This window comes from Telluribacter humicola (assembly GCF_017355935.1).
Classification (GTDB): Bacteria; Bacteroidota; Bacteroidia; order Cytophagales; family Spirosomataceae; genus Telluribacter; species Telluribacter humicola.
Genome location: NZ_JAFIQT010000001.1, coordinates 2,255,531 through 2,274,441, shown reverse-complemented (window position 1 = coordinate 2,274,441; position 18,911 = coordinate 2,255,531). Strand labels below are relative to the sequence as shown.

Genomic DNA, 18,911 nt, shown 5'->3' with positions numbered 1-18,911 from the left:
AAGTACCCTTCTTTGTTATACTTCCAATCGTATTTAAGCTTCGGGAGCAAGTACTCTCAGCAGCGTCTGACATTTCAGTTCAGTTTCTTCCCATTCCCGCTGTGGGTCGGAGTCTTCGGTAATACCCGCACCGGCATATACCGTAGCTATACCATCCGCGAGACGCATGGAACGCAGGTTCACAAACAGATGCGACTCCTGCTCTACATTAACAGGGCCCAGGTACCCGCTGTAAAAGGTACGGTCGTACCCTTCCACCTCAGTCAGGAATCGTAACGCGGGCTCTTTGGGCATTCCACAAACCGCCGAGGTTGGGTGCAACAGGCGTAGCATCACACTGTCAAGCCCCTGAAAATTTACTGCCTGAGTATCTACCTCAAAATCTGTACGGAGGTGGTACAGGTTACCAGCCTGGACGGTTTTCGGACCTTTCTCGAGGTACTCCCGCAGACGGATCTTCTTAAAGCATTCGACAATATAGCGACTCACCAACGCCTGCTCTTCTATCTCCTTCTGTCCCCAGCGTACTTCCGCCTTCGGCAGTGGTTCGCCGGATGCCGTACGGGCTACCTGCGTACCGGCGAGCGAGGCCGTACGGAATATCCCCTGCGCATCGGTTGATACCAGGGTTTCGGGTGAAGCTCCCAGCCAGGTTTCTTTTTGCTCGGGTAAGTACACCAGCGAAATAAAAGCAGAAGGATAGGTAGCCGCTAGTTTGGTGAAAGCCTTGATTGGACGAAAATCCTCATTATAGGTCAATTCTCTCGTACGTGAGAGCACCACCTTATCGAATTGCTCCTCTCGAATAGCCTCAATGGCCAACTCGACACCTCTTTTAAATCTTTCCTGCTGGTCAGTTCGGTTAGTGGCTAGTGGATAAAGTCCGGTACTAAGGGAGGCTGGCGCAGTATCTAATCTCTTCAACTGGATCTCATGAGCCGTTTTCAATAGCTGCTTTACTGACGGATGCTCCTCTCCCAATTTGGATTCTACCTCTTTTACCTGCTCATCAGGTAAGATGGTAAAAAGGATATCTCCTTCCAAAAACAAGACCTCATTGGTATCCGGTACCAGGAAGGGACTGACTATAAATCCGGCCGGAAGAGCTTCCAGGTCAGGCTGGCGTCGGCTCACTCCCTCTGTCACAGCAATCAGCAAACGGATCTGCTCCTGATGCGGGAGACGCCATACAGCCGCCGGAAATCCCAGATTCTGAGCCGCTTCCCAAAGGGCTTCGGCCCGAAGGCTCACCCCCGTTGTTGTGTTACTAGTTATACGATTACTATCAATCATCAGTGACTATGTCAATCCAGTGCGTAAAGAGGGCTTACCAAGTAGTTCAGATTGTACATTTACCAGTAAAGATACCCGCTTTCTGTTTACAGATATAACATTTTGTGGAGAGTATTTTGTTTCATCTTATCCGCGATTTGCATCCACTACGGCTACCGTCAGGCGACTAATGCAGACCAGCTTATTTTCCTCGTTCATAATCCGGATCTCCCACAGTTGGGTCGTGCGCCCCACGTGTATAGGTGTTACCTTGCCGTACACGTAGCCCGATTTGACCGGCCGTACATGGTTGGCGTTGATCTCCAGACCAACGGCCCGCTGGTTCTCCGGGTCTTTCAGCGTCAGGTACGAAGCTACACTTCCCAGCGACTCCGCCAGTACGACCGAAGCCCCACCATGCAGGATTCCGAACGGCTGGTGCGTGCGGTGATCCACCGGCATCCGGGCCACGATGTAGTCCTCTCCCACCTCCAGATATTCAATACCCAGATGTCGCGCAATGGTATCTTTATCCATCGATTGCAGGAAATCTATTGATACAGAAGTATTAAACATATCTAAAAATTATCTAAATTTGTATTTGCCAAGTAAGTAAAGAAACAGGTTTTAAACAACCCACTCCTTTAAATATTACAAAATTTTGAAAAATAAGTCCATATATCTGATCCGCCACGGAGAGACCGACTATAACCGAAATGGAGTGGTACAGGGTAGCCTCATCGATGCTGACCTGAATAGCTGGGGAAGAGCGCAGGCTCAGGCTTTTTTCGATGCCTACCAGCATGTACCATTTGATAAGATTTATACCTCGGCCCTCAAACGTACCCACCAGTCTGTGCAGGGGTTCATTGATATGGGCATACCCTACGAAGCACACGCTGGCCTCAATGAGATCAGCTGGGGCAACCGTGAAGGACGTACTCCCAACACCATGGATAACGAGTACTACCGCAACCTGGTACTGGCGTGGCGCAACGGAGATGTGGACCTGCCTGCCGAAGAGGGCGAAAGCCCGGTGCAGGTACGGGAGCGGCAGATTCCGGTGATTGATCTTATTCTGTCACGTCCGGAAGAGCGCATTGTACTCGTAGCTATGCACGGCCGGGCGATCCGTATACTGCTTACTACCTTATTTGATGAGCCGCTCAGCGAAATGGATCGCTACGAGCACAGCAATCTGTGCCTGTATAAGCTTAATTATTCGTACAAAGAGCAGCGTTTTTCGCTGGAGCTTTCCAACGACATTACCCACCTGCTGACGCTCGAAATTCCTAATAACTTCTAGTAACCGTCTGTGGACGGTGGCTCCCTTTGGTGTAAATAATCCTACTGCTACAGTGGGATTATTTACTTTGGTCAAATATTTATTATTTTAGAGTACCCGCAGCAGACAGGCTTAAGCCTGCTCCTGTCTACGTAAAGCAACTATTCGTGGCGAATTCAATGTCCAAAACCCGCATATACTGGACACTTCAAATCTCCGGCTGGACGGCCCTGGTCATGTACGAGTTTCTGCTCTACTCGGTAGAGTATGGCTTTGACTCAAAAACTCTTTTTCTGGCCATTGCCAATATTCTTCTGGGTATCACCCTGACCCATACCTACCGGCTGGTGATCCGCCGCTGGAACTGGTCAGCCCTTCCTATGCATAAGCTGGTGTTCCGGGTGGCCCTTTCGGTACTGATCCTGGGTTTTATCATGACCATCGTCAACCTGCCCCTGGACCGGGAGATACTGGCCGAACAGCTCGTCAACCAGCCGTTTGTATTCTGGGGATACCTGTCTACCTGGTGTAAAAATCTGCTGGCCTGGATACTCTCCTATACGGTGTACCACTACGTCGAGCAGAACCGCCTGACTGAGCTCGAGAAGATCATGCTCAAGACATCCATGCGCGAAGCTGAGGCTAAAGTACTCCGCTCCCAGCTCAACCCCCACTTCACCTTCAATGCCCTCAACAGTATCAGGGCGTTAGTTTCCGAAAATCCGGCCAAAGCGCAGCACAGCATAACGCAGTTATCCAATATTTTACGAAATTCGCTGCTGGCTGACCGCCGCAAGACCGTGGAGCTACGCGAGGAGCTGAAAACCGTAGCCGATTACCTCGAACTGGAAAAGGTACGGTACGAAGAGCGACTCCGCTACGCCATCCATACCGATCCACAGACAGTATACTGGCAGGTACCTCCTATGATGCTGCAGACCCTGGTCGAAAACGGTATCAAACACGGAGTATCCAAGGTAATGGGGGGCGGCATACTGGAGGTCACCACCAGTATGGAGAATCAACTGCTCGTGATCCGGATCCGGAATACGGGTACGCTATGTGAAAAGAAGACAGACGATCAGAGTGGTGGAGTTGGCCTGCAGAATACAGCGGAGCGCCTGTCGATCCTGTACGGGAAAGAAGCCAGTTTCCGGCTGTTTCAGGAAGAGGAAAAAACCGTTTGTGCAGAGATCACCATACCTATGCTATCGGATGGCCTGCAGCGCTACTCGGATGAAAAAGCCCCGGTCCCTCAGGAGACAATAAAATAGTAAAAACACCCTAAACACATACACGAACCTAATCGTACTGCCATGAAGACGCTTATCGTTGACGACGAACGCCTAGCCCGTAATGAACTCAAACGTTTACTTGAAAGTCACTCTAAAATTGAAATAGTCGGGGAAGCCTCCAACGCCGACGAAGCTCTGGACCTGATCGATGAGCTACAGCCCGAATTACTTTTTCTGGACATACAGATGCCCGGTAAAAATGGCTTCGAACTTCTCTCTTCCATCGAGGGAAAAGCCCCTGAGGTAATATTTACGACGGCCTACGACGAGTACGCCATCAAAGCCTTTGAATTTAATGCTCTTGACTACCTGCTCAAGCCAATAGATGCTGACCGGCTCCGGGATGCTATCAATAGAGTAGAAGAAAATCAGGCCCCGGTAGATGTATCCGATGTGCCTCACGAGCGTACAGAGAAGGTATTAGGCGAAAATGACCAGGTGTTTGTTAAGGACGGTGAAAAGTGTTGGTTTGTTAAGTTAAGTAAAATTCGTTTATTTGAGTCCATGGGTAACTATGTTCGCCTGCACTTTGATGACCAAAAGCCATTGGTACTCAAATCGTTGAATAGCCTTGAGGAGCGACTGGACCCTAATACGTACTTCAGAGCCAACCGAAAGCACATTATCAACCTGCAGTGGATCGAAAAAATAGAACCATGGTTTAGTGGTGGACTGCTTGTAACTTTACAGGGCGGCGACCGCATTGAAATCTCTCGCCGGCAGGCCATACGGTTCAAAGAACTGATGAGTTTGTAAGGTGTAGAGAGAATGTGTGAAGGAAAACGTGACTAATGAAAAATACCGGAATCTATATATATTCTCTTTTTGTAATATTACTGGCGGCATGTACTACCACCTATACTGAAAATACTGCGCAGTACCCGGATACAGAAGGGCTGAACTTTGAGAACTCGACCTACTACCAATCCAGTCTGGGTGAATGTGACACTACTGGCAGAGGAGGTGTGACCGCCGATATCAAGTACCTGGAGCCTGCTGTAACGGAAGAAAGTGATAGTCAGGATGCGCCAAAGAACCTGAATAACTTTATTCGGGGTTCCGTGGTGAAGCTCATCAATTCCTTTACAGATAGTACGTACATCGAAGCCGACAAGCGGGCGACTACCCATATACCGGAGGCCTATGAGGCTTTTGCCAATACCTACCGTGACTTCAAAAAGGATTTTCCAGAGTCTACCGGTTGCTGGGCGGTCGAACTGGAAGGAGATACCGTAATGACTACTCCCAAAGTAGTTGTCTACCGCCTCGATCAGTATTCGTTCACCGGTGGTGCTCACCCTAACACCCACACGGGCTACTATATCTTTGACCGTCGAAATGGTCGTTCAAAGCAAATAAACACGTTTATCCGGGACTCAACAGAACTACTCAGGAAGGTTGAACTGGCGTTTCGCAAACACGAAAAACTACCGTCAAAAGCTACCCTCCAGGAGTATGGCTATTTCCTGCCCGGCAATCAGTTTTTCCTGCCGGCCAACATAGCCTTCAGCCACAAGGGCATGGTGTTTCTGTACAATCCTTACGAAATAGCCGCGTATGCGCGCGGTCCCATTGAGTTTACCATTCCGTACTCCGAGGTAGAAGAAATGATCCGTCGTGAGCAGATTTTCTAGCCTTTACAGGAGGCCCTCATCGGCAAAGCTGTAATAGCTGCTATCCGTAAATATCAAATGGTCCAGCACGGGCAGGTCGAGTACTCGGCCTGCCTCTTTTAGTTTTCGGGTCAGGTCTTTATCTGCCTGGCTGGGGGTAAGGTTGCCGGAAGGGTGGTTATGAAACAGAATCATCGAACTCGCCAGGTGCTCAAGAGCATGTTTGAATATAAGCTTGGGATCAGCCACCGTACCCGCTACCCCACCGGTACTGATCTGCACAGGCCGGAGGACTTCGTTGGCCCGATTAAGCAGCAGGATCCAGAACTCCTCGTGGGGTTTATCGAGCAGGTAGGGCTTTATCTCCTCGTAGGCGTCGTTGGAGCTGGTAATACGCCTGCGGCGCGGAGTCTCACTTTCCTTCCGGCGTCGCCCCAGCTCGAGTGCTGCCACAATAGTGATGGCTTTGGCTTCGCCGATACCTTTTATCTTCTTCAGGTCGTTGAGGCCCAACCGGGCCAACTCGTTAAGGTTGTTGTTGGCCGAGCCCAGTATCAGCTTGGCAACATCCACCGCCGACTGATCCACAGTACCTGACCCGATCAGGATGGCAATGAGTTCGGCATCGGTCAGGGCGGCCTTACCCCGCTGCAGTAGCTTCTCACGCGGACGATCCTCCTCCGCCCAACTCAGGATCTTGCGGGAAGGCTGGTAGCTATCCTTTGACATAATCTTCCTCCTTTCAATGGTGTGTCTTTTTTTACGGACTACACACCCAGTTCGGTCAGGGCAGCCCGGGCTTTGTTATCAATACTATTTTTGTACTCGTGCTTCTTGTAAGTCATCGCCAGCCGGAACGACGCGATCGCCTGATCCTTCTGACGCTTCTCCCGGTATATGTACCCCAACTGCAGGGCCGACGAGGCTCCAAAGTACAGGTTTGTATTCCGGGTTAGCTCTACACACCGGTTAAAGTATGGAACGGCCTGCTGCTCCTGTCCCATCTTCTGAAGGATGCGGCCTTTCCGGTAGTTAAACTCCGCCCGGTCACTAGTGGCACTGAACGTGGTTTCACGGTAGTTGTCCAGTTCATTCAGGGCTTCACTAAGGTACCCCCCGTCGGTAGCATACCGGGCTTTCAGGAGTACTTTCTGCTGATCGCTGATACTTCCGGCGGTGTAACGCTCCGCAAACCGCATCGCGTACTGGTCCGACTCCACAATGGTACCTCCTACTTTTTTGACTCTGGCCAGCCTCTCCTCCGCACCATTCTCATCGTTAGATAACCACCGACAGAGAAATTGTTTGAAATAGCTGTCCTTTATAAAGTTAACGCCCTTGAACTCCCGCTGAAAGCGGCTATACATGGCAAAGGCTTCACGGTACTGTCCTTTTTGCAGCAGGATCTCCCCCCGCATGTAGTTCAGAAACGGAAACGCTACATACTCATCATCAGAAGGTGCCTTATTCAGTATAGCAAGGGCATCCTCACTACGACCTTCTTTCATAAGTACGGAGGCACCAAAGAAGTGCAGCAGCAGGTTGTCGGGCTGGCGAGTGGGCAACTGCCGGAGTGTCTGCAACTGAGCCGGGCTTAGCTGCAGGGTAAAGGCATGAAGTAGTAAGTCGATCAGCTGGGTTTCCTGCCGAAAAAATTCATCCTTTTGCTGGACCATCTGCAACTCCCGCAAGCCTTCCTTTACACTTCCCTTTAGACCCAGGATACGCGTTACCCAGGCGTAGTTTTCCGGCACCGATCCGATCAGAACGTGCAGCAGTCCCAGCGATTTGTAGGTAGGTACAAAGTTGGGAAACTTCTTACTGTTTTCGTCCAGCAGGCGGTAGGCTTTGATAATGTCCCAGCAGGCACTCACTTCGTTCCCCATCTTGAGCTTGGCAAACGCCCAGTGCAAACGTACCTCCGCCATGAGCAACCGCTGAAAGGGAGATGAATCCGGCAACCGCGACAGGGCCGTTAGCCGCGCATCTTCCTGCGGTAGCAGCCGGTTATAGGCCGCCTTGTCCTCTGATATGAGCAGGTAGTACATATCAGCGTAGTTGTCGAGGTAGAGGAGTACCCCATTGCCGGGGTGCAGGCTGCGTTCCTGCGCAATCAGGCTACGGCCGGCATCCAACCTTAGCTTCTGGATTTCAAAGTAGGCCAGCTGCAGACGGGGGGTAAACGCAAAAGCCTGATCCGCCGCTTCATTTTCGGCACGGACCGCTCCTCCCCTGCTTATAAGTAGTGGTACAAAAGTAAATAGTATAAAGAGGTACTTTCTCATGCGTTCAATCAGGCCGTTAATGCACTATATACGCCATATGGGATGAATAGGTTTAGAATATCCCGGCCTATAAATGCAAAAAGGCTGCCTGAAGGCAACCTTTTCAAGTAGTATAGCTCGTTAAATTAGCGACGGCCTGATACCGGCTCAACGCTCTCCACATCGGCAAAGATACGTCCGCAGTGCTCACACACGATGATTTTCTTGTGCTCACGGATATCCGCCTGGCGCTGGGGAGGTACGATATTAAAGCAACCTCCGCAGGCTCCGCGTGATACGGGTACTACGGCTAAGCCGTTCATCGAGTTGCCACGGATACGGTCGTACGAACGCAGCAGACGCTCTTCAATTTTCTTTATATGCTTCTCACGATCAGCAATCAGACGATTCTCTTCTTCCTGGCTCTCACCTGTGATTACCGATAGCTCCTGCTTCTTGGCCTTAAGGTCTTCCTGACGCTCGTTCAGAGTAGCTCTGGTACGATCAGCATCCTCCTCGATGAGGCGGATACGGGCCTTGGCTTCATTAATCTTCTTATCCGCCAGTTGCATGTCCAGCTCCTGCAGTTCGATCTCCTTGGTAATGGCATCGTACTCGCGGTTGTTACGGACATTCATCTGCTGATCCTTATACTTTGCGATCAGCTTTTCAGCATCCTTCTGTGCATTCTTTAGGCCATCAATCTCCGCGTTAAGAGCGTCAATCTCGTTTTTGAATTTTGACATCCGGGTTTCGAAACCTACAATTTCATCTTCCAGGTCACGAACTTCTTCGGGCAGGTCACCACGAATTTTTAAAATTTCGTCAAGCTTTGAATCGATCTCCTGAAGCTTTACGAGAGCGTCTAATTTTTGGGCGATTGTGTTTTCCATGTATGTCGTTAACGGACTGTTTCGGTAGTACTCTGGGCGGAATAAATAGATCAACCGGTAAGTTTATATAAAATACCTCACCGGATTGGTATTTACTTCCGACAAACAGAGTGCAAAATTACCAAATTTTTCTGATAAATATTGGCAAAGAACTTCTTTCGTGTACACTTCACTCTCATAATGTCCGATATCACAGATTAATATCCGGTTTTCGGCATCAAAAAATTCGTGATACTTGTAGTCAGCCGTTACAAAAACATCCGCTCTTGAGCGCAGGGCATCCGGTAACAGGAAGCTGCCTACCCCTCCACATACGGCTACCCGGCGTATGGTATCGTGTATCGGAGGCGAATGCTTGATGACGGGCGTATGCATGTTCTTTTTGAGCATGATCAGAAACTCAGCCGTTGTGAGCGGCTCGGGCAGGTCTCCCACGGCTCCGGAGCCTATCTCCTGATTTTCGTTTTCCAGCGAGTTGATATAGTACGACACCTCCTCGTACGGGTGTGCCTGGCGTAACGCTTGTAGTACCGGCTTTTCCAGGAATACGGGCAGCATTACCTCCACGCGGTTTTCCTGTACCTCCTCATCCTCTCCCCGCTCCCCGATGGTAGGGTTAGCGTTCACACCAGGCCGAAAGGCTCCCGTACCTGTAACCCGGAAGCTGCAGCGTGAATAGTCGCCGATCTTTCCGGCACCGGCCTTGAATATCGCATCCAGTACCTTCTGGGTATCATCGACAGGCACAAAGAAGGTCAGCTTCATCAGTTGCTGCCGCTTGGGGGCCAGTACCCGGATATTCTGTAGTCCGAGCCGTCTGGCAATCATCCAGTTGATGCCATTGACTACATTATCAAGGTTGGTATGGCAGGCGTATATAGCTATATCGTGTTTGATGGCCTTAATGACAGTACGCTCTATGTAGGTGCGCCCGGTAAGCTTTTTTAGTCCCTTGAATATAATGGGATGGTGCGCAATGATGACATTACAGCCGCGCTGTATGGCCTCGTCCACGACAGCCTCGGTAGAATCCAGTGTAAAAAGAACTCCTTTTACCTCCGTATCAGGGTCGCCTAGTATAAGTCCTGCATTGTCATAATATTCCTGATATACGGTTGGAGCCAATGCTTCGAGTTCCCTGATGATATCTTTGAGTTGAGTCATAATGTAGGTAATGATATGGGGCAAAAATAAAAAACCGCAGCCCACAAAAAAAATGACACCTGAATATCAACCCATTCGAAAATAATCGTCTTTTTTTTCGGAAGAGGCTTGCGTAGTATACTTCAACCACATACTTTTGCACCACGATTTTACTGAAACAGCAGCAGAATCGCAGAAATACATACTCTGGTCCGGTAGTTCAGTTGGTTAGAATACATGCCTGTCACGCATGGGGTCGCGGGTTCGAGTCCCGTCCGGACCGCCAGAGAAGAAAGCGCTTAGCATCAACAGCTACGCGCTTTTTTATCCTGAAACAAAGTTGAATGAGTCTATATTTCTGGTCCGGTAGTTCAGTTGGTTAGAATACATGCCTGTCACGCATGGGGTCGCGGGTTCGAGTCCCGTCCGGACCGCCAGAAAAATAGAGCCTGATAATCGAAAGATTGTCAGGCTTTTTTTGTTGTTTCATAATTTGAAACTATAAACATCGTCACCACGCATGACTCCACATTATAGTACAGTTAGAAACTGCATGCCATAAGCAGCCCTACTTCAGGGTGGTAATCTTAGATTCAATAAAGTATGTTCCTGTCCTCATCATATCGCACACTATCAAAACCGTTAAACACTAACTGCCTAAAGGAGAGGCTTTGTACATTAGTGATCTAATAAAAATGCTCCCTATCAGTGGTCTAGTATAGAACAGGATTAGAACATGATATAAAACAAAAACATACAGCATGGCAGATGATTTCAGCTGACTGTTAAATAAACTCCCAGATCTGATAGAAAGCACAGTGCAAATGCACGAAGCGAATTCTCCTATCAAGATTTTTGAGGGAGTATTCAATCTTAAAAATGATATGATCCAGGTAGAACTCTCTGGCAGTATATCATTTACCTGGTTTGTAGAATCTGGAGCTCATTTCTCAGGTAGCACAAATCTAGATAGAAGAAGCCTTATGGCTGCATTTGATGAGAAGAATGAATACACTCTTACAGCAAATGGAATAGAGATGGGTCAATGCTATATATCAAATATAATATTTGGGCTAGAAGTAAATTCTGTTTCCATTTTAGAAGGCGTATTTACTCAGCAAGTTATCTCTGGCGATAAGTCTATCAAGGTAGAAAAAGTTATTTTTTCGGTCCCTAATCTCAGGGAATTTCATGGAGCGTCAGTGAAATGGATAAAAGAAGAAAGGCATGGATTTACTCGTGGCAGGTTACATCTTGAAGATGACCTTTTTGAAATAAATATTAATAAATGTCTTAATTACAAAGAATTATATAAGTCTTTATCGGTAAAGGGAGGATATGCTATCCTTTATCAGGGTGAATTGAAAAAGAAAAGCGCGGGTATAAGTCATGAAGAAGCTACTGAGGTTCTTTTATGTCTTAATTGCTTTTTATCATTCATTAATGGAAGGCGAATATCAGCTCTTTTTATTCAGGGTATTTTTGACAATGAAGAAAAATGGTGCGATTATACTGACTACCAAGTAGATATCTATAAATCAGCACAAACTTGGACAACGCTAACAGGAGTAAGTTTTGATGAATTATGGAAAGCTTTCAGGAACATATGGAAAGAAGATAAAGACTTCTTGATTTCAACTATACATTGGTACGTTGAATCTAATAGTAATTCAGGGTTTACAGATGGCTCAATAATGATGGCTCAAACAGCTATTGAGTTATTGTATAACTGGTGGATAGTTGAAAGAAAAAAGATGATATTAGGAAAAGATTCTGCAAGTATAACTGCGTCTAATAAAATCAGGTTGCTCCTTTCACAAATAAACCTATCAAATGGAGTACCTTCCTCACTGACACATTTGTCTAAACTTATAAAACCTTCTGAATCAATTGATGCACCCGATGCGATTGTCCAGATAAGAAACTCAATCGTTCATTCTCAAGAAGAAAAAAGGAAAAAGCTAACTAATATAGATCCAAAAGCAAAGTTTGAGGCATTACAACTTTCTCTATGGTATATTGAGATGGCTCTGCTACGCATCCTTGAGTATAAAGGTAAGTTCAATAACAGAGTTAATGTTGAATAACTTCTAATATATACTTATTCACAAAAGAGACAATAAGAATGTACTTATTATCTCAGCTGAAGTTTAAACCGATAAACCATAGTTCTTATAGAACTAATGAATTAGTATCGTTGAAATCTTTGCCAATATAGTTCGGACATAGGCTTTCAGGGAAATTACATTTTCTTTACCCAAACAAAAAAGAAGTACCAACTTACTACAGCCGGTACCTCTGGAAAATCAAATCAGAAAGAAACTTAGTTGCTCGTGGATGCCTGCGGACTAGGCTCCAGCGTTACCTTATAAAGCAGCTGATCGTACTTCATCATGGCCCCGGTTACGGCATCAATAGCAAATCCCGGCCAGAAAAATATGTTGAGAATGCTTACTACGTCAAAGGTCGACGTAGGAGAAAATACTTTGGACTGATACCCTTCTTTAGTCAGGACCACCGAAGGTTGACTTATGTTTTTCTTCATCGGAACGGTAGCAGGAGTAACACCGTGAGAAACGCCGTTTATTTCTACCAGGGCTCCCGGAGGGCTGGATTCAACACGAACGACCTGAGTGGTACCGGAAAATATAGTTGCACAACCAGACAGGGAAAACAGAGCCAGCACAGGGGCAAGCAGGAGTAGTAACTTTTTCATGTAGTGGAATAGAGGTGAATTAGTATCCGCAAGTATATACGTCTTCGTCCATTTAAACAATGTACTACCCGCTTTTTAGAAGAAGATGTTGATTAACAAATCATGAAGGACCTGCACAGCCACCTCAATTAGCTCTCACAATATATCTATTCTGCTAAACAGGAATATACTATCTACCTTCCCCCATACCCTACTTACATCAGCCTGATACCCCTGGGTGATACCCGCTAAGCCCTGCTCAACGAAGCCCTGTACCAGATTGCGGGTACCGCGCCAGCCGGTCGAAGGGGAGTAGCCGAAGCGTACCCGCTGACCTCACTGGGTTCCTCCATCCAGCGTAAATCAGCTACCGGCCGCATGATCAAGTCTATTAATACCCCTACCTGGTAGGCGCTATTTGCCCTATCTGTAATTAATTTTTAGTACCATTTTATACAACTACATGCTTTCTCTCTTTTATTACTTCTAAGCTAGTACGCAGTCAATCAGCAAATGCTTCCTAGCTAGCTGGTAGATCTGGTTCGTCACCTACCTGTTCATCAACTCCAGCTTCGCAAAAAAGTCATTGAACATCATGTCGATGTCCAGGCGGGTGTACACCCGGATTGGTCGCCCCCCGTGATTGTACTCATAGTCGCCCCGCTCGCTGATCCGGGGAGACATCCGTACTACATAGTCACTGGACGACGGATCGGCCTCAAACGAAGACTGTAGCGCCGTGAGCTGCACCAACGGGCTGTCACCCATGACGTAGGTCTCGCCTATATTCAGCCCATACTTCGTCAGACGGGTCATCAGGCTTTCGATTACTTCGGTCAGGTAACCACCTACTTTACCGTGGGGCTTCACCTTAAGTAAGAGCTGCGAATAAGGCAGCAGAGCCTGCCGGTAAGCATTCCGTGGCATTTGCCACATCGGCACCGCCGACCGGTTAAATACGGCCCGGGCGGCCGGAATGTCGATATTCAGATTGTACTCCGGACTGGAATAATTCGGTGGCGGAAAGGCCAGATCACTATACTCCGGCCCGCCAATCCAGACCACCGTTAGTTTGCTGGCGATCTGGGGGGATGTCAGCAGAGCTGACGCTATCTCGGTAAGGCCCGCTCCACACAGTACGTACAAGGGTTGTTTAGTATCGGTCCGTAGAGCTTCTTTAATGATGAAGTTAACCGCTTCGCTCTTTACCGGAGTACTGTCATTGGTCATGCCCGTATTGGACCCGGCTATAATAGGGATGCTACTATTAACGCCCATCAGCTCTACCAGCTCTCTGGCTTTTTTGGCCGCATTGTCAGCCTGTACTTTAGACGGATCAAATCCATCTCCCACCTTCAGGTGCGAACCAACGATAGCTCTCACCTCCACCGAGGGAGACAGCAACAGGTGCGCCAGTTGGAACAAACCATCCGGATCACCACTAAAATCATTGTCTATGATCACCCGCATCCGGGGCGTAATCATACTGCCCATACCAACCTGCTGCCCCTGTGCAGAGATGGGCTGAGTAAGCAGTAAAACCAAACCAATCAGGCAGTAATAATTTTTTTTCATATTGTATTTGTCTATTTTCTTTATACTCCACTCTCGTGAGCAGTTAAACAATGTGTTAAATATACACAAAGTAGTCGAATCAGGTGAAGTATCACTCACCGAAGTGGTGTAGCCCCTGTCAATATCATACTTATCGATCAGTTCCCAATGATCCTGTACCGGTAAATTTCTATACTACTTGAACCATGTATCAGATACTACCCCACTGATAATTCAGGTCATCTAAACCGTATAATCCCGAAATACAATGAGGGAAAATGTTGTAGTGAGGGCGTGATCTTTCACGCTTATCAACTCTGACCTGTATTTACCTAGAAAGTCTCCCCTTGCACTAAGCACAGAAACACATAAAGTGCTCTGTATCACTAAAGTTATAATCTTACTCGTACTCAAAAACCCTCAAATAGCATCTAATTGAGGGTATAGTAAAAGTAACCACTAGATAAATATCTACGAATTTCTTAGAATACTGCTACTATTCCTGATAAGTTTGGGAAAGTGGAGTCCAGTCACCACACAAACGGGGCGTTGCCGAAAAGCCATACGAGTAGGTCCATACCATAACCACTAGTTTCATGTTAAAAGTATCTTCCCTAGTAAGCTGCGCCTTAGCCGTATCCATAGCCATGTGGGGCTGTCAACCAGAGTCTGGTCTGCCTGTACCACAAGATGGTCCGCTTAAGGCAGCCAAAAAAGGACCAGTGAATGAAAAAGTGAATGTTGCCCATCTTGACGAGAATGGTCAATACAAAGTAATTTCAGTAAATGCCAATGCCGTGGCTACCCACCTGTCGCATAGTGATTTTCTGGCGACCAACTTTGAAACCTTCTACATCAGAAACAACAACAGTACGATCACTGCACCCTGGGACAATGATATAGTGCTGTCAGAAAATCCGGAAGGTGACGGCTTTACAGCCCGTACCCCCCGTGGTGGCCAAAAAGTTGGCTATGGAACCAGTGCTCTCGACGGAATACAGATCAATAAACTTGAAACTGTAAACTGGGAGCGTGTGAGTGGCATGAGTAATGGTGGCCTGGTTTCGTATCTGAATATCTGGGTTACAGATGGTAACAACTATGCCGTTATCGCTTCCGAAAACAACTACTTGGGTACCAACTTCGCCACCCGGCAAGAGTGGAAAGTATTTGAGTACTCAGGTACTAACCTAAACTGGCTGTTTGATGGCGGCACCGGAGCTCGTGATGGCTCGCAGTATCTGACCCTGGATGGCACAAGAGTAAAACTCTCTCAGCTTTCTAATAGAATCACTATCATGTCTCCCCAGGCTCCCTATCCCGGCTATGTCGGTACCGGAGCTCCACGGGGTGGCTATGGATTTAACCTGATCTGGGGTGACACTCAGGCAAACTTCACGGCCGGTACCATTCCAAATCAACTCAAAAATCTGACGTATACTGTAAATGGAGAAACCTACCGTGCAATCAATTTCTAACTGGTAATTTCTCTGTTATATAAACCGGCAAAGCCACCTGTACAGGTGGCTTTGCCGGTTTATAGGTGTTTGCATCATACTATTCATATAAGGCTAAGATTTCTCTCACGGTTCCCATAGCTTATTCTAATCAGAATATGCAGGCCTTAGTAACAGACATTCCTCCACTAATGCTTTGATTATCAACCAAAAGCAGCAGCAGCTAAGTAAGTGACCGTTGGATAAAATTAGTAAAAAGATATTATGCAACTGTTGCTCTTCTAACGATAAGTTACCTTATTTACAGCTTCTTATCCGGCCTGCTTGCTTCGTATGAGGCATAAAGCAGGCCGGTTTCCAGTATCCCTCCCTTTTACTATTCCTAAGTCTGACTTCGTACAACAGGCTTCTGATAGTTCTATCTGTCATGTATAGGTAACCAAGTCCGAAAGTCAGAAACCTAGCTTTCGGCTCCACGCTATGCATTATTCCAAACTTACCGGCCCTGACAACACACTTAACATTAATAAATTTAACTGCACAATTATGAATAAAGTCTCGATTCTACTGATCTCCACGTTACTAGTATTTCTGATTGCCTGCCAGGATCATAACCTTGAACCCACCCCCAACAATCCGCCTACCGGTGGTATGGCCTGGAAAGCCGGAGGCCCGATCAATGAGATTGCAGACTTTGCTATTGACAAAAATGGTAATTCATATACCGCCGGGAGCTTTCAGGGTTCGGCTACTTTTGGATCAATTACTATCACCGGATCCAGTCAACGCAGGAGTCCCTTCATAGTAAAATATGCTGCTACCGGCGAAGTGCAGTGGGTGCAGAATATTGAGACCGATAACTCGGCCTTTGTATATGGCATAGCCGTAGATGGAAATAATAATGTATATGCAACCGGTGGCTTTTACAACTCAGTGACCATTGGGGGAACTACCCTAACGGGTAGAGGTATATTCATTGCCAAATTCAGTACCGACGGGCAGTTGATTTGGGTACAGCAGGTAGAGTCACCGCATTCAGTGTTCAATGTAAGTCCGGCCTTCGATATTGACGCAGATGCCAGCGGCAACCTATACCTGACGGGGACTTTTGAGGGTACAGTAGTATTCGGTAACATATCTCTTACGGCCACTCCCAGTGAGGTTAAGATAGGCGGGCGCGAAGACGCATTTATAGCCAAGCTGAATACCGATGGCGTTTTTTTGTGGGCCAGAAAAGTAGGAGGTGCTCAGATAGATATTGGCAACAGTGTCGCAGTAGATAACTCCGGTCATGTATACACTTCGGGCTACTCCACCTCTCATCCCGCCCGCTTTGGCGACATTCAGTTTTACTTTTCAAATGATTCGTACGCCACCAGGTTTGCTTCGGATGGTACCCTGCAGTGGGCCATCGGAGTACGACGGGGCTCGCCCCTGCGGGGAGATAAAATTACGGTGGATGAGGCTGGTAACTCTTTTGTCAAGTCGGGAAACATCATCTCCAGGATCAACAGCAACGGAGTAGTACAATGGAACAAACAGCTTGGGAATGCCACTATTCAGGATATTAAAGCCAGTGCCGATGGATATGTGTACGTAACGGGAAGTTTTGAAGGAACCCTAACCGTTGAAGGCAACTCGCTGACCTCCACCGGCGGTACGGATGTCTTCCTGGCCAAGCTCGACCAGAATGGCAGTCTCCTCTGGATGAAACGGGACGGAGGTACTGAGAATGAATATGGTAGTCGTCTGGGACTGGGACCCGGAGGGACGCTGTATGTTACCGGCACCTTTAGTGGCTCTACTACCCTGGCTGGCACCTCTCTGAATTCTATGGGAGGTTTGGAGTTGTTTATCGTCAGATATAATCAATAATACTTAGAAGCGGCAAGTGTACTACCAGTTAAAGTAGACTTGCCGCTTTTCTGTTAATGCATACTTTACTACCACATCCTGCATTTTATTCCATGTTTTACATCCAGTTACACTTTCTACACCATGAAAAAAGCAACCATCTTACTAACCTCTTTACTCGTAGCCTTTGTGACAGGCTGCCAGGATCATAATCTGGAACCTCATCCTGAAGACGTCATAGCCTGGCGGGCGGGCGGCCCTACCGCAGATGCAGGACTAGATATTGCCGTAGATCAGAGCGGCAATACCTATGTTACAGGGTACTTTACCGGTACCGCTACTTTTGGCTCTACTACCCTTACCTCCAATGGTGCATCAGATATATTCATCGTCAAGTACAACAACAAAGGTGAAGTCTTGTGGGCACACAGAGCCGGAGGACCTCTCGATGATGGGGGATATGGTATTGCGATGGATGAGCAGGGAAACATCTATGTAACAGGGTACATCACAGGTACAGCCACCTTTGGCCCCCAATCCCTTACCTCTGCTGGAAGCTCAGATATCTTCATTAGTAAGTACAACAGCAATGGGGAGGTACAATGGGTAAGAAGCGCAGGAGGCAGTGGTAGTGAACAGGGGCTTGACATTGCCGTGGATAAGAGCGGTAACCCATACGTCACGGGCAGCTTCATTGGTACCGCCACCTTTGGCTCCACCTCCCTTACCTCCCGAGGTAGCAGTGATGCATTCATTGCCAGGTACAACAGCAATGGGGATGTACTATGGGCCCAGCAGGCAGGAGGAACAAGTTTCGATAGCGGTGGTGGTGTTGCCGTAGATGAAAGCGGTAACGCCTATATAGTAGGGACCTTCACAGGAACTGCCACCTTTGGCGCATTTACACTTACTGCAGTAGCAAATTCCAGAGCTACCGATTCTAATTTATTCGTTGTTAAATATAGCAATACCGGAGAGGCACTTTGGGCCCGGCAAGAGGGTGGTATGGGTAGTTACGGGTCCGGAATCGCAGTAGATGGAAGTGGGAATGTCTATGTTACGGGAGCTATTTACATAGGTGCGTTCAATTCTGAAATACATTTTGCTAAATATACTACTAACGGTGAAATGCAATGGTCCAGATTCATAGGCACAATGGGTGGAACCGAATATGGATCAGATATAGCCGTAGATATAAGTGGGAATGTATATCTGATAGGTAGAACCGAGAGTTCACGAATCAGCATCTCTCCAATTTCAAGTTCAGCAGTGGGACTTGAAATTGACCTAATTCATTATGGCAGTTACGATATTTTTGTAGCTAAGTTCGAAAATAATGGAGATCTGAACTGGGCCAGAAGTGCCGGAGGGTCTGGTAACGACCATGGATCAGGAATTGCCGTAGATGAACACGGTGCGGCGTACACAACAGGAAGCTTCCTGGGGACGGCTACCTTTGGTACCACTACCCTTACCTCAAGTGGTGATACCGATGTATTTGTAGCCAAGTTTAAGTAATAGTAAGAGCGCGGCCGCTACTTTAACTAGTAGCAGCCGCGCTCTTTTTCTAACCAAGTCATGCTTGA

The 18,911-nt window shown here is 47.4% G+C and carries 16 protein-coding genes and 2 tRNA genes; 10 read left to right on the top strand and 8 right to left on the bottom strand.

Annotated elements, in window-relative coordinates; translation table 11 throughout:
- Positions 1-33 precede the first annotated feature (33 nt).
- Positions 34-1,293, bottom strand: coding sequence for an isochorismate synthase (locus tag JUB14_RS09720; protein WP_207505658.1), 1,260 nt, complete (start codon positions 1,291-1,293; stop codon positions 34-36).
- Positions 1,294-1,419: 126 nt separating this feature from the next.
- The gene (locus JUB14_RS09715; protein WP_207505657.1) at positions 1,420-1,848 is read right to left on the bottom strand and encodes a hotdog fold thioesterase; all 429 of its coding nucleotides are present in this window, start codon (positions 1,846-1,848) and stop codon (positions 1,420-1,422) included.
- Positions 1,849-1,933: 85 nt separating this feature from the next.
- Between JUB14_RS09715 and JUB14_RS09710 the strand changes: the two genes are divergently transcribed.
- The 4 genes from JUB14_RS09710 (at position 1,934) to JUB14_RS09695 (ending at position 5,486) form a co-directional block, all read left to right on the top strand.
- Entirely contained in the window at positions 1,934-2,578 is a 645-nt protein-coding gene (locus tag JUB14_RS09710; protein WP_207505656.1) for a histidine phosphatase family protein, read from the top strand.
- Between the two features lie 158 nt (positions 2,579-2,736).
- Positions 2,737-3,831: a sensor histidine kinase gene (locus tag JUB14_RS09705; protein WP_207505992.1), complete on the top strand. Its 1,095-nt coding sequence runs from the start codon at positions 2,737-2,739 to the stop codon at positions 3,829-3,831.
- Positions 3,832-3,873: 42 nt separating this feature from the next.
- Positions 3,874-4,608, top strand: coding sequence for a LytR/AlgR family response regulator transcription factor (locus JUB14_RS09700; RefSeq protein WP_207505655.1), 735 nt, complete (start codon positions 3,874-3,876; stop codon positions 4,606-4,608).
- Between the two features lie 35 nt (positions 4,609-4,643).
- Positions 4,644-5,486, top strand: a complete 843-nt coding sequence (locus JUB14_RS09695; RefSeq protein ID WP_207505654.1) for a PdaC/RsiV family protein — start codon at positions 4,644-4,646, stop codon at positions 5,484-5,486.
- Positions 5,487-5,489: 3 nt separating this feature from the next.
- Here JUB14_RS09695 and radC read toward each other — a convergent pair whose 3' ends face one another.
- The 4 genes from radC to JUB14_RS09675 form a co-directional block, all read right to left on the bottom strand.
- On the bottom strand, positions 5,490-6,194 hold the full coding sequence (gene radC / locus JUB14_RS09690; RefSeq protein ID WP_207505653.1) for a RadC family protein: 705 nt from the start codon (positions 6,192-6,194) through the stop codon (positions 5,490-5,492).
- A 38-nt stretch (positions 6,195-6,232) separates the two neighbouring features.
- Complete coding sequence (locus tag JUB14_RS09685) at positions 6,233-7,750, bottom strand: tetratricopeptide repeat protein (protein WP_207505652.1); 1,518 nt, start codon at positions 7,748-7,750, stop codon at positions 6,233-6,235.
- Positions 7,751-7,875: 125 nt separating this feature from the next.
- Positions 7,876-8,622 (bottom strand): zinc ribbon domain-containing protein, encoded by a 747-nt coding sequence (locus JUB14_RS09680; RefSeq protein ID WP_207505651.1) that lies wholly within the window; start codon positions 8,620-8,622, stop codon positions 7,876-7,878.
- A gap of 63 nt (positions 8,623-8,685) precedes the next feature.
- Complete coding sequence (locus JUB14_RS09675; RefSeq protein ID WP_207505650.1) at positions 8,686-9,786, bottom strand: Nif3-like dinuclear metal center hexameric protein; 1,101 nt, start codon at positions 9,784-9,786, stop codon at positions 8,686-8,688.
- Positions 9,787-9,974: 188 nt separating this feature from the next.
- Between JUB14_RS09675 and JUB14_RS09670 the strand changes: the two genes are divergently transcribed.
- The 3 genes from JUB14_RS09670 (at position 9,975) to JUB14_RS09660 (ending at position 11,852) form a co-directional block, all read left to right on the top strand.
- Positions 9,975-10,051 (top strand) — tRNA-Asp (locus JUB14_RS09670).
- Between the two features lie 74 nt (positions 10,052-10,125).
- Positions 10,126-10,202, top strand: a tRNA-Asp gene (locus JUB14_RS09665).
- A gap of 387 nt (positions 10,203-10,589) precedes the next feature.
- Entirely contained in the window at positions 10,590-11,852 is a 1,263-nt protein-coding gene (locus JUB14_RS09660) for a YopA family protein (RefSeq protein WP_207505649.1), read from the top strand.
- A 236-nt stretch (positions 11,853-12,088) separates the two neighbouring features.
- Here JUB14_RS09660 and JUB14_RS09655 read toward each other — a convergent pair whose 3' ends face one another.
- The gene (locus tag JUB14_RS09655) at positions 12,089-12,481 is read right to left on the bottom strand and encodes a PEGA domain-containing protein (protein ID WP_207505648.1); all 393 of its coding nucleotides are present in this window, start codon (positions 12,479-12,481) and stop codon (positions 12,089-12,091) included.
- 528 nt (positions 12,482-13,009) lie between these two features.
- Positions 13,010-14,035, bottom strand: a complete 1,026-nt coding sequence (locus JUB14_RS09650) for a nucleoside hydrolase (protein ID WP_207505647.1) — start codon at positions 14,033-14,035, stop codon at positions 13,010-13,012.
- A gap of 575 nt (positions 14,036-14,610) precedes the next feature.
- On the opposite strand from JUB14_RS09650, the gene JUB14_RS09645 reads away from it, so the two are divergent.
- The 3 genes from JUB14_RS09645 (at position 14,611) to JUB14_RS09635 (ending at position 18,843) form a co-directional block, all read left to right on the top strand.
- The gene (locus tag JUB14_RS09645) at positions 14,611-15,492 is read left to right on the top strand and encodes a hypothetical protein (protein ID WP_207505646.1); all 882 of its coding nucleotides are present in this window, start codon (positions 14,611-14,613) and stop codon (positions 15,490-15,492) included.
- A 525-nt stretch (positions 15,493-16,017) separates the two neighbouring features.
- Entirely contained in the window at positions 16,018-17,346 is a 1,329-nt protein-coding gene (locus JUB14_RS09640; RefSeq protein ID WP_207505645.1) for an SBBP repeat-containing protein, read from the top strand.
- A gap of 123 nt (positions 17,347-17,469) precedes the next feature.
- A complete protein-coding gene (locus tag JUB14_RS09635; RefSeq protein ID WP_207505644.1) occupies positions 17,470-18,843 on the top strand; it encodes an SBBP repeat-containing protein in 1,374 nt (457 codons plus the stop codon).
- Positions 18,844-18,911 lie beyond the last annotated feature (68 nt).

Bases quoted from the DNA above. Each gene is read 5' to 3' on its own strand.
- JUB14_RS09720 (WP_207505658.1), bottom strand. From the start codon at position 1,293: ATGATTGATAGTAATCGTATAACTAGTAACACAACAACGGGGGTGAGC.
- JUB14_RS09715 (WP_207505657.1), bottom strand. From the start codon at position 1,848: ATGTTTAATACTTCTGTATCAATAGATTTCCTGCAATCGATGGATAAA.
- JUB14_RS09705 (WP_207505992.1), top strand. From the start codon at position 2,737: ATGTCCAAAACCCGCATATACTGGACACTTCAAATCTCCGGCTGGACG.
- JUB14_RS09700 (WP_207505655.1), top strand. From the start codon at position 3,874: ATGAAGACGCTTATCGTTGACGACGAACGCCTAGCCCGTAATGAACTC.
- JUB14_RS09695 (WP_207505654.1), top strand. From the start codon at position 4,644: ATGAAAAATACCGGAATCTATATATATTCTCTTTTTGTAATATTACTG.
- radC (WP_207505653.1), bottom strand. From the start codon at position 6,194: ATGTCAAAGGATAGCTACCAGCCTTCCCGCAAGATCCTGAGTTGGGCG.
- JUB14_RS09685 (WP_207505652.1), bottom strand. From the start codon at position 7,750: ATGAGAAAGTACCTCTTTATACTATTTACTTTTGTACCACTACTTATA.
- JUB14_RS09680 (WP_207505651.1), bottom strand. From the start codon at position 8,622: ATGGAAAACACAATCGCCCAAAAATTAGACGCTCTCGTAAAGCTTCAG.
- JUB14_RS09675 (WP_207505650.1), bottom strand. From the start codon at position 9,786: ATGACTCAACTCAAAGATATCATCAGGGAACTCGAAGCATTGGCTCCA.
- JUB14_RS09660 (WP_207505649.1), top strand. From the start codon at position 10,590: ATGCACGAAGCGAATTCTCCTATCAAGATTTTTGAGGGAGTATTCAAT.
- JUB14_RS09655 (WP_207505648.1), bottom strand. From the start codon at position 12,481: ATGAAAAAGTTACTACTCCTGCTTGCCCCTGTGCTGGCTCTGTTTTCC.
- JUB14_RS09650 (WP_207505647.1), bottom strand. From the start codon at position 14,035: ATGAAAAAAAATTATTACTGCCTGATTGGTTTGGTTTTACTGCTTACT.
- JUB14_RS09645 (WP_207505646.1), top strand. From the start codon at position 14,611: ATGTTAAAAGTATCTTCCCTAGTAAGCTGCGCCTTAGCCGTATCCATA.
- JUB14_RS09640 (WP_207505645.1), top strand. From the start codon at position 16,018: ATGAATAAAGTCTCGATTCTACTGATCTCCACGTTACTAGTATTTCTG.
- JUB14_RS09635 (WP_207505644.1), top strand. From the start codon at position 17,470: ATGAAAAAAGCAACCATCTTACTAACCTCTTTACTCGTAGCCTTTGTG.